Origin of the sequence: Nonomuraea sp. NPDC048901 (genome assembly GCF_040649695.1) — a bacterium.
In the GTDB taxonomy this organism is placed as follows: Bacteria; Actinomycetota; Actinomycetes; order Streptosporangiales; family Streptosporangiaceae; genus Nonomuraea.
In genome coordinates this window covers 60,073-71,931 of sequence record NZ_JBEZFW010000025.1, presented here as the reverse complement: position 1 = coordinate 71,931, position 11,859 = coordinate 60,073, and the positions used below count along the sequence as shown (strand labels likewise).

Sequence of the window (11,859 nt, the reverse complement as noted above, 5' to 3'; positions counted from 1 at the left end):
AGCGTTATGCCAGGCTGGTCGGCTTGGACGCTGGGATAGCGGTGTGAGCGGGCGCAAACCGTACCCGAGCGATTCATCCGACGAGCGGTGGGTGTTGATCGAACCGGTCATCGCGGCGTGGAAGGCCACGCACCCCGCGGTCAGCGGCCACCAGGGCGGCTATGTGATGAGGTAGATCGTCAACGCGATCCTCTACCAGGGTCGGACCGGCTGCCAGTGGGACTTTCATCCGCCCTACGCGGCCGCCCTTGGTGGCCACGTCGATGTGACGATCAGCGTTGGGCCTCACTCGGTACGGGTCGCTTGACCGCGAGCCCGGTCAAGGACGATCGATACAGCTACCGTCCACAGCGCGATGCGCAACCAGGCACGCAGCAGTCTCTACCGCACTTCGTAAGCGTTCTCGCGCGGCTCCCCATACGAACAGTTAGCTGCTAAGTGTTCGTATGGGCGAGGGCTAGTAACGCTTGGGCCCGAGTACGCCCCCTGTTGTGGCAGTGCATTCCGGTCAGCCGACCGCAGACGCAGGCTCTTGCTCGTGATCACAAGTTCTCCCCACGCCGAATTTGATCGTGCCTGGCGGATCGGCCGTGGTCATTGACGACGACGGGCGAGTACTCCTGCACCGCCGACGCGACTGCGGTCTGTGGGCGCTTCCCGGTGGCGTGATGGACGTGGGTGAGACGGTCGCCGCCGCAGTGGTGCGGGAGAAGGGCTCGCCGATCAGGCGCTTCGCGCCCATGGGACTCGGCGTGCTCCCCGGGGCCTCCGGCCCCTCCCATGCGAGGGCAAGCCCTCGCGTTCCCACGCTCCGCCACGGCCAGACCATGGGCGCTAGCGTGCGACGTGTGCTGACTGGGCACGCTCGACGACTGTGGGTGTGGTAATTATCCAGCTACTATCTGTGACTGGACATGGACATGGCCAGTCGGGCACCGGAGACCCATGCGACAGATCCGCGCAACCCTCGCCGCCCTCACCGGCACGCTCCTCACCCTGGCCGTCGCCGGAGTCTCACAAGCGACCGCCGTCCACGCGGCGGAGATCGCCATCATCGATGGCTACGCCAAGACGGTGAGGGAATCGGCCCGCATCCCCGTCGCCTGCCCGACCGATCAGGTCCTGCTCGGCCGCGCCCACTTCGGGGACGAGAACGGCGAGACCACCTACTACTGCGGCCTGATCCTTATTGACGGGCAACGCGTCAAGGTCGGCGCACCGTCCTGGAGCGAAGCCCAGCGAGAGAGCAACTCGTTCTTCGCGGCTCCGCAGAATGAAGTCCTGGTCGGCCGGCAGCATTCCGGCGATGAGAACGGGCCCACGCGCTACGCCACCGCCTCCCTGAGCGCGTGGGGGCGGACCGTCGAGCTGACCTCCTACCGCTGGACCCCCGGACAGAGGGAAGGCAGCAGCCATTCCAAGGCGGGCGACTACGAAGTCATGGTCGGTCGCCAGCACTCCGGAGACGAAAACGGCCAGACCGGCTACCAATACGCCAGGATCGCCGGCTAAGGACTGTTTCTTAGATCAAGTGCGCAGTCAGATGACCAAGGCGGCCATGGTGACGGTGCCAAGGAAGATGTAGGCGCGTTTGTCATAGCGTGTGGCCACGGCCCGGAAGTTCTTCAGCCGGTTGATCGCCCGTTCGACGACGTTCCTGCCTTTGTAGCGTTGGCGTCGAAGCCGGTGGGTCGTCCTGCGGCCAAGCCGCGGCGGCCCGGTGGGCGCGTGATCACGTGGTTCGGGAATGGTGTGGCGGATCTTGCGGCAGCGCAGGTAGGCGCCGTTGACGCGGGAGGAATACGCCTTGTCCGCGGCCAGGCTGTCCGGCCGGGTGCGCGGACGTCCCGGCCCGAGCCGGGGAATGCGGATGTGGCCCAGCACCCGCCGCAACTGCGGGCTGTCACCGTACTGGCCCGGCGTCAGAACCAGCGACAGCACCCGGCAGTGGCCGTCCGCCGACAGGTGGATCTTTGTGGTGAACCCGCCGCGGGAGCGGCCTGAGCACTCCCCAGCCTGACCACCTCGGCCAGCCGGGCCGTCAGCGTGGCCAGCAGCAGATCGCCCCGGTTTGTCCCGGCGACGTCCCCTTTTTTTGCGGCCCGGCGCGGGAGACGGCGAGGCCGGCGGCGGTGTACGTGGCGCGCCAGCGGCGTGCTGGTGCGCCCGGACGGTAGTGGAGTCCACGGAGATGTCCCAGTCCACCCGCCCCTCGCCATCCTGCTCGGTCTGGATCGCCGTCAGCAGCATCTGCCAGGTGCCATCGGCCGACCAGCGGCGGTGCCGCTTGTAGACCGTGATCCACGAACCGAACCGCTCGGGCAGATCCCGCCAGCGCAACCCGGTCCGAGCCGAACACGCCGTCGATCGTCGTGCGATGGTCATTCCACCGCCCGCCACGACGGCCCCCCTTCGGGCAACAGCGGCCTGAGCCGCTCCCACTCGGCATTCGTTAAGCCGCCACGGCCCATGCATCAATCGTGACAACATCACCACGAATAGTCGTCAGACCTAAGAAACAGCTCTTAGCCGCAGCACAAGAAGGACCGTCCGAGGCACAGGCCCTCGCGGTATTCGCCCCGAATCGGATAACCCTAACAATCAGATCAAATGGGAGGACAACAGACTGCACGGAGAATCTTGAGAGCAGTCACCCTCCACCACTGACGGTAGCCATGGGGCTAGGACCTCACCCCTTGACTCCGAGTCGCCGCCGGTCCGAGCCCAAGCGACCTTCACCGGCTATGTCGCCCCTGACAGGCAATCCTCCGCAATTGCGGCAAAAGGCATGGCAGGGAAGATCTCTCGGGGCATCCGCAAAGAACTTCACAACGAGTGATCAAGGCATGGCATACTGCAACACGTGAAAGGGAGGAAGCGGCCGAAGCGACTTCCTCCCGTATGTCAAGGAGACTACCTCTTCCGATGCTCGATGACAACCAGCGGCATCTCTACACCGCCCAACGGATGCTTGACTTCGCGGCTGCTGCGACTCCTTGGCATCGAAGACTCTGGCGGCTGGGGGCGGTGCTTGAGTTGACTGAGCTCCTTGAGGCAGTCAGCGCAAGAGCCCTGGGAGCACTAGCTGAGTCTTCGGTTAAATACCTAGGCGAAGGGCTTGCAAAGAGGATCCAGCGAGACCCTGGACTGGGCTCCCCGGCTGAACGCGGTCAGCTTATCAAGCATGTGAATAGGACCATGCAGGTGGGTGGTCACGACTGGGTTGCACTAAACATCCTGCTACAAGAAAGTCGACCCAGGTATCTTTCCCGATGGGCTGACCACCTCAGAAAGGAGGAAGCCGACTGCGAGCCGACCGCCCGGGCCATTGTCAGCCACGTGTTAGATCAGGGGTACAGCCAGGAAGCAACGCACAAATGGCTAACGTATCACATTAAGTACGAGACGACCAAGATAACCCTGGGTGATTTGTGCGATGAAGCGCAGTCGCTTATTAATAGGCTTCCGATTCGATTCGATATTCTAGTGCCGCTAACTGCGTGTCCGCCCCTTCCGGAGGCAAGACCAGACTGCTGGCTTGATTCATCTCAAACGGCCGAATGGCTCCAGTGCTGGTTTCCCTCCAGGCCAAGCATTAGGCAAGCAGGCGGCTTGCTCCTCGAACTCGATGCCAAGGATAAATACTCTGCCCTCAAAAAAGCTGGCAGCGAAGTTGATAAGCTTGCGTCCCGATTTCAAGTTGGGGCACGTCAAAGGCTGGAGTTTCATCCAACGCTTTACATGATCGGCGAACCCGAGCCGTTGGACTATATTGGAGGCCCGCGTCGAGTCGAAGTACACGCCCTTGAGCAGACGAAGGAAATATTTCGCATTCGACTTGATCCACAAATTGACGCGGCTCTCGAGCTCCTCCAACCACTAGATCGGGGCACTCCTGCCGCTGCAATTGCTGGAAGTTGGGCAGCTCTAGAAGCGCTCCTTGTCGGCCCAGGAGATACCTCCAATCGAGTGGTGGCCGCAACCCGAATGGCTCGAATCGTGGCGTGCAGTTATGTGACCAGCGAATTGCTATCACTTGCGCAGGCGCATGCTAGCATGCGAGACGATCTCGTCTCTAGGAAGCTGCGCTCTATTGGCACGGACCGCGAGAAGGCCATCTTCTTCGAAGAAGCAATACGAAGCAATGTCGTCGATGACTTTGCGAGATCTGGCCCTCAAATCGCCCTACAGCGCATCCGCTCTCTAATCGCCAACCCTGGTGCTATCTTGCCTCGCATTGTCAACCAACTAGAAGACGCTTTTCGCAGACTTTATCGACAGAGAAATTTAATTGTTCATGCGGGCCAGACGGCATCAGTTGCACTCGACGGGACGCTGCGGACTGTGTCACCCCTCGTAGGAGCTGGAGTAGACAGGGTTGTCCAAGCAAGTGCATTGCATAGTATTCCGGCTGTCATGTTCGCAGCCTCTACAGAAATCCGCTTGGCTCAAGCTGCCTTCAGCGTCAAGTGCCTGTCAGAGGTGTTCAGCGATCACACTTAAATAGTAACGCGGCAGCAGGCCAAAGCACGTCGACCGGGGTTGAGTGCTGGTCGACTAGTGTGATCAATGTCGTTCAGCGGCTGCACCCGGCCCCGGCGTCGCGTGGCTGTTGGGCCCGTGGTCGTGCTGAACCGCTCCAGGTGGTCGGCCTGTGGGCCTTGGAGCTCCCTGCCCGAGGAGTTCCTTCAAGGCGGGCGGCGCGGTGTCGCCGTCTACTGGCGTCTTCTGAGCCTGGGCGAGCTGTGGTCCCATCCCCGATGGCTTCGGCGGACGTGCCATACCTCAGGCTTGGCCGCAGGTCGCGGGACAGAATTTGACCTCGGGGTAGCGCGATGATGGATTGTCCAGGAGGGGCTGCCGCTTGGACTTCAGGTGCTGGTCGAGGAAGGCCGCCACGTATGTGCGGGTGAGTTCGGCGGCGCGCGCCGCAGGCGGAACGCCGTACGCAGGCTTGATGCCGAGGGCGCCCGCCAGCAGCGAGGCGTCGGTGAAGGTCGAGTGTTCCGCGCCGGTCACCACGAGCCAGCGCTTCCACCCGGTCAGCAGCTTCCAGTCGCGGTCCCAGGAGGTGTCGCGGCCGCCGGGGACGTGCTGCGCCGAGCCCAGGAACATGAACGGCCGGGTGAACCCGCTCTTGGGGATCCGGGCGTAGGTGGTGCCGTCCATGTCGATTCCGGCCCGCAAGCGGGGGTCCTTGAGCATGGCGGCCATGGCGCTGGCCCCGCCGATCGACTGGCCGACCATGGCGACTCTGGAGCGGTCGATCACGCTGGAGCCGTCCCATTTCGCGGGCAGCTGGTCGAGCACGAAGGAGACGTCGGCCGCCCGGCCCTGGACCACTCCCGTGCCGAAGCCCGGGTCGGTGTCGCTGTCACAGGCGAGGCATTCGGCGACCCGCCCGTCGGCCAGGGTCGTGGCGTAGCTTTCGTAGGTGTGGTCGATGCCGGCCACGACGTACCCTCGGCTGGCCAGGTCCTCGGCCAGCGACGTGAGCGTGCTCATCGGATTGGTGAAGCCGGGGGACAGCACCACCAGCGGGAGCTTTTCCCCTGCGGGTTTCGCGTCTTTGATGGCGTACGTGCGGGTCTTGCTCAGCGTGTCGTCCGGGACGCTCGCGACCCCATAGCGCCTTATGGCGAGCTCCGATTCCTTCGGTGTCATGTACGGCGCACGCTCCCCGTCCCGCTGCTTGGCCGGATACCACAGGTTGACCTTGAGCTCTCTGGCTTTGGCGTCGAGGTTCCAGGGGTCGGGGCGGGAGGAGTCCTTCAGATACAGGGCGGTGGTACCGACCGGGTGGGCGCCGATGGGGGCGGGCAGGGTGGCGGGGCCGGTCGGTGTGGCCGAGGGGGCGGCGGAGCGGGGTGGTACGGGTGCCGTGCAGGCGGACGTGGCCAGGACGGTCAGTGCTGCGGCGACTGCCAAAGGGTGTCTCATCGCGAGGTCCGTTCAGGTGTGCAGCAAGGTCAGGGCCTTGGCCAGGGCGGGGTCGCGCCCGGTGGCCGCGTCCTTCGGGGTCAGGGGCACGTAGTGGTCGGGGGGCACGCCGATCCGGTCGATCACCTCGCGATCGGGCCCCAGGTGGTGCCTGGCGGGGAAGCCCAGCAGGGTGTTGTTGCCGAGCAGGTGTGACTGCGCCGGGCCGGAGATGACCCCGGCGGTTCTGGTGCCGACCAACCGGCCAAGGCGATGGTCCTTGATCGCGGAGCTGAAGTGCTCGCATGCCGAGGCGCAGCCGCGGTCGGTGAGCACCATCAGCGGCAGGTTGACCAGCTCGACGGTGTCGTCGGTCCGCGAAGTCTCGCACCTGCCGTCCACGGTGCACTGGTAGGCGGTGACCTTGCCGTGGCCGAACGCGCTCACCAGCCGGGTCGCCTCAGTGGGGCTGCCGCCGCCGTTGCCGCGCACGTCCAGTACGACGCCGGTGAGGGTGCGGCCGGTGCGCAGCCTGGAGATCGCTTTGAGTACCCGGTCCGCGGAGTCGGGGGCGAACCCGCGCAACCGTACGTAGGCGATGCTGTCGTCCAGCAGTTTGGACTGCACCACCTGCAGGGCGGCCAGGTCCCGTTGGTAGAGGCCGGGCTTGAGCGTCATGCTCCAGCGGCGGCCGGTGCTCTGGCGCAGGAGCCGCAGCCGGACCGGGCGCGCTTCGGGGTATTGCGGGTAGAGGGCGGCGATCGCGGGGGTGGGCCGGTCGTCGATGAAGGGCGCCGATCCGTTGATCGATTCGATGATGTCGCCAGGGCGCAGTCCGGCGGCCTGCGCCGCGCCGCCCTGCACGGTGGTGACGAACAGCGGGGGAAGGGCGACGCCGGGGTTGCCCTCCACCTGCGAGCGTTCGACGTTCGCTTGCAGACCCAGGCCGTAGCCGTCGCCGTCGTAGTAGTCGGGCGGCCGCTTGACGTCGTGTGTCCAGCGGGCGTGGTTGTCGCCGAGGGCGGCCACGATGGCCTCGAGGGTGACGATCGCCAGCTTGTCGCGGAGTTCGGGGGCCTGGTCGGTGATCTTGCGGTAGGCGGTCTCGAAGGCGGTCCAGTCGGCTTTGCGGTCGCCGGTCAGCGCGGGCATGGTGGCCTCGGGCAGGTCGCGGCCGTTGCGGTTGAGCTCTTGGGTCAGTGCGACGAATCCGGCGGTCAGCAGCGCGCGGGCGTCCAGCGTGGCGCCGCTGTAGTAGTTGCCGAGGATGCAGAAGTACGCCTGCTCGATGACGTCGATCGTGGTGGCCGTCTCCGCCCCGGGGGGTCCCTGGGGCGACGCGCAGACCGTACTGGCTGCCGTGCTCGCCTGGCTGCGCGGTGGCGTCGGTGCGGTGCAGGCCGCCGCCAGGAGGAGGGCGAGCCCGGCAGTCGCGATCTTGATGGCGGTCATGACAGGCGCCTGCGGATCCACCAGAAGGAGAGCCAGGTGAGGCCGAGGGTGAGCAGGGCGTAGATCCCGGTCTCGATCCACTGGAAGGGCCAGAAGCGGTCGAGGGGCTGGTAGGTCGCCTTCTGCCGGTAGCCGAGCCGGTTGATCTCCGCCGGGCACGCGCCCATCGTCGATGACGACGGTGCGCAGGGTCCCGACGTCGTCGAGATCTGGACGATCCCGACTCCGGGCTCGGGGCCGGCAGCCGGACGTCCGGACGGATCGACGAGACCGCTGGACAAGACCCAGGCGCCCGCCTGGCCGGGAACAGTCGCATTCAGGCGAATCTCCACATGTCCGCCTTGCTCCCGGTTTATGCCGATGCCGTTCACGTTCGTCTCGCTGAGCTCGAAGGTCCCCGTGACCGGGGGCATCAGGTGAGGCCGGACCAGCAGCGGCATGGCGAACTGGATCGCGGCGAAGACGGCCAGGGTGAGGGCCATGGCGGGCAGTGTGCGGCGCACCAGCATGCCCACGGTCACGCCCAGGACGAAGGCGAACGCCGCGTACCCCATCGGGGCGATGCCGCGCGCGCCGAACACCAGGGGAGCCATCAAGGCCAGGTCGGCCGGGGCCGACTTGTCCAGGGGATCGGACCACCAGGTCACCGCGAGGCCGCACAGGCCGGCGGCGGCCATGGCGACCAGGCCGGTGAACCCGAGCTTGACCGCCAGCCAGCGGCCGCGGGTGACAGTCTGGTTCCACACCAGCAGGTGCGTGCCGGTCTCCAGCTCGCGGGTGATCAACGGTGCTCCCCAGAAGAGCCCGACGACAGCGGGCAGGAGCAGCACGACGAGGCTGACGGCCATGAAGGGCATGTCGTACTCGCCGAAGAACCGGTCGTAGAAGCGGACGCAGGTGTCGTCCTGAGTGCAAGCGGCGATACCGGTGGAGTAGCCGGAGGCCAGGTCCGGGCCGGTCAGGGCCAGGATGACGGCGAGGATGACGAGGAGGGCGGCCATCATCGCGGCCGAGCCGCGCAGCTGGCGCCAGGTCAGCCAGATCATCGCTGCACCTCCAGGGGGACACGCCGGTTGTCGGCGGTGCGCTTCTCCATGTAGGCCAGGACGAGGTCCTCCAGGCTGAGCTGGCTGACCGTCCAGGCGGGGTCGTGGATCGGGGCGTCGGTACGGATGATGAACGTGCTCTGCCGGTCGGTGTGGCGCGCGGAGATGACTTGCTGGTCGGCGGGCAGCCGGTCGGGATCGCGGCGTGGGCCGACGAGCCGGTGATGGGTGGCCAGCAGCTCGTCGACCTCCCCCGCGATCTGGACACGAGAGTCGACGAGCACGATCAGGAAGTCACAGACCCGTTCCAGGTCGGAGACCAGGTGGGAGGAGAGCAGCACGCTGAACTCGTGCTCGACCGTGGCCTCCATCAGGCCCTGCAGGAACTCGCGGCGGGCCAGCGGGTCGAGCGAGGCGACCGGCTCGTCCAGGATCAGCAGCTCAGGTCGCTTGGCCAGACCCAGGGTGAGGGCGAGCTGAGCGCGCTGCCCGCCGGACAGCTTGCCCGCCCGATGGCCGGGATCGAGACCGAGTCGCTCGATACGCTCCCGCGCCATGGCGGCGTCCCAGCGAGGGTTGAGCCGCGTCCCTAACCGCAGGTGATCGGCGACGGTCAGTCCCGCGTAGACGGGTGTGTCCTGGGCGACGAAGCCGACCCTGGCCAGCTGCGCGGGTGTAGCCGCGGGCCGGCCGCCGAGCACGGTGATGCCGCCCGCCGTCGGCTCCAGCTGGCCGCCGGCCAGCTTCAGCAGCGTGGTCTTACCGGCCCCGTTGGGCCCCACCAGTCCGACGACGTGGCCCGCCGGGATGTCGATGGTGCACTCGCGCAGCGCCCAGCGCTTGCCGTATTTCTTGCCTAGTCCTTGGGCCTGCAGGACAGCGTTCACGCTATGTCCTCCTGAGCGGTGGTCCGAAAGGTGGTCATGAAGAGGGCCTCGATGCTTTCCTCGTCGAGGCCGGCTCGGCGGGCCTTGGCCAGCCAGCGCTGCAGTTCCATCCGCAGCGGGCCGTGCGCGGCCAGCGAGGTGCCGGTGAGCGTCGCCGTCACGAACGTCCCCACCCCCGGCCGGGCGGCCACCAGGCCTTCGTGCTCGAGTTCCCGGTAGGCCTTCAGGACGGTGTTGGCGTTGATCGCCAGGTGCGCCACCACCTCCTTGACGGTCGGTAGTTGGTCACCCTCGCGCAGCAGTCCGAGCCGTAGCGCATGCCGTACCTGCTGGACCAACTGCAGGTACGGCGAAACACCCGACCTGCCGTCCAGATGGAACTCGATCACTGTCTTCTCCATTTATCTAGCTTGCTAGTACTTTAGGCTTCTACATGTTAAAGGATCATAAGGATCGCCGTCTCGGTACCCGGCGCCCGAAGCGGTCCATCGCTCCTCAGCCCGTCCGCGGCCCGGACCTACGCCGACGCCGACGCCGTCGCGCCGAAGAGATCCTCGGCCTCGACATCACCGACCCCAACCCTCTAGTTGCGTACGTGGTACCCAGTAATTTACTGTGGGCGTTGCAACTGCGTACGAAGTACTCAATTGGGGGGATCATGGATCCGATCGTGGTCGCCGAGGGGCTGCACAAGTCCTTCGGCGACACCCACGCACTGCGCGGCCTCGACCTGAGCGTCCCGAAAGGCACGGTCTGTGGCGTACTGGGGCCGAACGGCGCGGGCAAGACGACCGCGGTGCGCATCCTGGCGACCTTGTCCGATCCCGATGCCGGGCACGCCCGCATCGCCGGCTACGACGTCGTCCGCGAGGCCGGCAAGGTTCGGGAGAAGATCGGGCTCGCGGGCCAGTACGCCGCCGTGGACGAGAAGCTCACCGGGCGCGGCAACCTGCGAATGTTCGGGCGCCTGTCCCACCTGTCCCGGCGCCAGGCGCACCGGCGGGCCGATGAGCTGCTCGAACGCTTCGGCCTGATGGACGCCGCCGATCGCCAGGTCGCCGGCTACTCCGGCGGTATGCGGCGCCGCCTCGACCTGATCACCAGCCTCATCCTGCGCCCCGAGGTGCTCTTCCTGGACGAGCCGACCACCGGCCTGGACCCGCGCAGCCGCGGTGAGATCTGGGACAGCGTCCGCGAGCTGGTCGCGGACGGCACCACGGTGCTGCTCACCACGCAGTACTTGGACGAGGCCGACCGGCTGGCCGACGACATCGCCGTCATCGACCACGGCCAGGTGATCGCCACGGGCACTCCCGACGAGCTGAAGGCCACCATCGGGGACCGCCTCGACGTCGTCGTCGAAAACCCCGCCGCGCTGCGCCCGGCGGCGACCGCGCTGAACGCCCTGGCCGGGGCCGAACCGACGGTGACGGACGCCGACCGGCTCAGCGTCGCCCTGCCCGGCGGCGGGTTCCGGCTCGCCGACATCGTGCGCGAGCTCGACCGAGCCGGGGTCGCCGCGCTCGACGTCAGCCTGCGCCGCCCCACCCTCGATGAGGTGTTCCTACGCCTGACCGACCGCAAGGAGACCGTCCAATGACCGCCCACACCAACCATCTGATGACCGCCCAGACCAACCATCTGATGATCGCCCAGACCAACCATCTGATGATCGCTCGTACCAACCCGCAGAAGACCGTCCGATGACCGCCCTCACCCCGCCGATGGGTCGCCGCCTGCGCTGGACGTTCATAGATGGGCTCACCCTGGTCGGCCGCGAGCTGGGCCGGGTGCGCCAGGAGCCCGGCGAGATCGTCGGTGCGCTGCTCTTCCCGGCCATAGTGGTGGTGCTGTTCGGGTACGTGCTCGGCAGCGCGATCCAGGTGCCGGGCGGCGGTGACTACCGCGAATACCTCATGCCCGGTCTGTTCTCGATGGTGACCTTCACCGCCCTGCAAGGAGTCATGGCGCGCACGGCCGCCGACGCCTCCCGCGGCGTGATGGACCGGTTCCGCTCCATGCCGATGGCCCGGCTGGCGGTGCCGTTCGGGCAGACCGGCGCCGACTCCCTGGTCGGCCTGCCGCTCCTGGCCATCATGGTGAGCACCGGCCTGCTGGTGGGCTGGCAACCGCACCATGGCCTGATCCCCACGGCCGAGGCGTTCGGGCTGATGCTCCTGCTGCGGTACGCGCTGAGCTGGGTGGGCGTCTACGTGGGCCTGGTGGTGAAGAACGAACAGATCGTCGCCCAGGTGGTGGTGCCACTGTTCCTGCCGTTCACCATGCTCTCCAACTCGTTCGTCCCGACCGACGGCATGCCCGGGTGGCTGCGCTTCCTGGCCGATTGGAACCCGGTCAGCGCGCTCACCGCCGCCTCCCGGGAGCTGTTCGGCAACCCGGGCGCCCCCTCCGGCGACGTGGCGTGGCCGCTCGCGCATCCGGCGACCACCGTCCTGCTCTGGTCGGCCGTCCTGCTGGCGGTGTTCGTCCCGCTGTCGCTGCGCGCCTACATGCGCAGAGGACGCTGAACCCCGCATGGTCTCTTCTGAATCGTT

11 protein-coding genes and 1 pseudogene are annotated in these 11,859 nt (G+C 66.6%); 6 read left to right on the top strand and 6 right to left on the bottom strand.

Annotated elements, in window-relative coordinates:
* The first annotated feature begins 43 nt into the window (after positions 1 to 43).
* The 3 genes from AB0C30_RS51140 (at position 44) to AB0C30_RS51130 (ending at position 1,512) form a co-directional block, all read left to right on the top strand.
* On the top strand, positions 44 to 175 hold the full coding sequence (locus AB0C30_RS51140; protein WP_357958139.1) for a hypothetical protein: 132 nt from the start codon (positions 44 to 46) through the stop codon (positions 173 to 175).
* 397 nt (positions 176 to 572) lie between these two features.
* The gene (locus AB0C30_RS51135) at positions 573 to 887 is read left to right on the top strand and encodes an NUDIX domain-containing protein (RefSeq protein ID WP_357958138.1); all 315 of its coding nucleotides are present in this window, start codon (positions 573 to 575) and stop codon (positions 885 to 887) included.
* A gap of 58 nt (positions 888 to 945) precedes the next feature.
* Positions 946 to 1,512 carry a hypothetical protein gene (locus AB0C30_RS51130; RefSeq protein ID WP_357958136.1) on the top strand — a complete coding sequence of 189 codons (567 nt, stop codon included), beginning with the start codon at positions 946 to 948 and terminating at the stop codon, positions 1,510 to 1,512.
* Positions 1,513 to 1,539: 27 nt separating this feature from the next.
* Here AB0C30_RS51130 and AB0C30_RS51125 read toward each other — a convergent pair.
* Positions 1,540 to 2,471, bottom strand: a pseudogene (locus AB0C30_RS51125) (IS5 family transposase).
* A gap of 454 nt (positions 2,472 to 2,925) precedes the next feature.
* On the opposite strand from AB0C30_RS51125, the gene AB0C30_RS51120 reads away from it, so the two are divergent.
* On the top strand, positions 2,926 to 4,503 hold the full coding sequence (locus AB0C30_RS51120; RefSeq protein ID WP_357958134.1) for a hypothetical protein: 1,578 nt from the start codon (positions 2,926 to 2,928) through the stop codon (positions 4,501 to 4,503).
* 282 nt (positions 4,504 to 4,785) lie between these two features.
* Here AB0C30_RS51120 and AB0C30_RS51115 read toward each other — a convergent pair whose 3' ends face one another.
* The 5 genes from AB0C30_RS51115 to AB0C30_RS51095 are packed head-to-tail and all read right to left on the bottom strand — an operon-like array spanning position 4,786 to position 9,705.
* Entirely contained in the window at positions 4,786 to 5,940 is a 1,155-nt protein-coding gene (locus AB0C30_RS51115) for an alpha/beta hydrolase (protein ID WP_357958132.1), read from the bottom strand.
* A gap of 12 nt (positions 5,941 to 5,952) precedes the next feature.
* Positions 5,953 to 7,371: a S41 family peptidase gene (locus AB0C30_RS51110; RefSeq protein WP_357958130.1), complete on the bottom strand. Its 1,419-nt coding sequence runs from the start codon at positions 7,369 to 7,371 to the stop codon at positions 5,953 to 5,955.
* A complete protein-coding gene (locus AB0C30_RS51105) occupies positions 7,368 to 8,417 on the bottom strand; it encodes an ABC transporter permease (RefSeq protein WP_357958128.1) in 1,050 nt (349 codons plus the stop codon). The genes AB0C30_RS51110 and AB0C30_RS51105 overlap by 4 nt, the downstream gene beginning before the upstream one ends.
* Positions 8,414 to 9,304, bottom strand: coding sequence for an ABC transporter ATP-binding protein (locus tag AB0C30_RS51100; RefSeq protein ID WP_357958126.1), 891 nt, complete (start codon positions 9,302 to 9,304; stop codon positions 8,414 to 8,416). The genes AB0C30_RS51105 and AB0C30_RS51100 overlap by 4 nt, the downstream gene beginning before the upstream one ends.
* Positions 9,301 to 9,705: a GntR family transcriptional regulator gene (locus AB0C30_RS51095; protein WP_357958124.1), complete on the bottom strand. Its 405-nt coding sequence runs from the start codon at positions 9,703 to 9,705 to the stop codon at positions 9,301 to 9,303. Before AB0C30_RS51095 ends, AB0C30_RS51100 begins: the two co-directional genes overlap by 4 nt.
* Before the next feature lie 257 nt (positions 9,706 to 9,962).
* Here AB0C30_RS51095 and AB0C30_RS51090 point away from each other — a divergent pair, with 257 nt between their 5' ends.
* The gene (locus AB0C30_RS51090; protein WP_357958122.1) at positions 9,963 to 10,904 is read left to right on the top strand and encodes an ATP-binding cassette domain-containing protein; all 942 of its coding nucleotides are present in this window, start codon (positions 9,963 to 9,965) and stop codon (positions 10,902 to 10,904) included.
* 103 nt (positions 10,905 to 11,007) lie between these two features.
* Positions 11,008 to 11,832, top strand: coding sequence for an ABC transporter permease (locus AB0C30_RS51085; protein WP_357958120.1), 825 nt, complete (start codon positions 11,008 to 11,010; stop codon positions 11,830 to 11,832).
* The last annotated feature ends 27 nt before the right edge of the window (positions 11,833 to 11,859 follow it).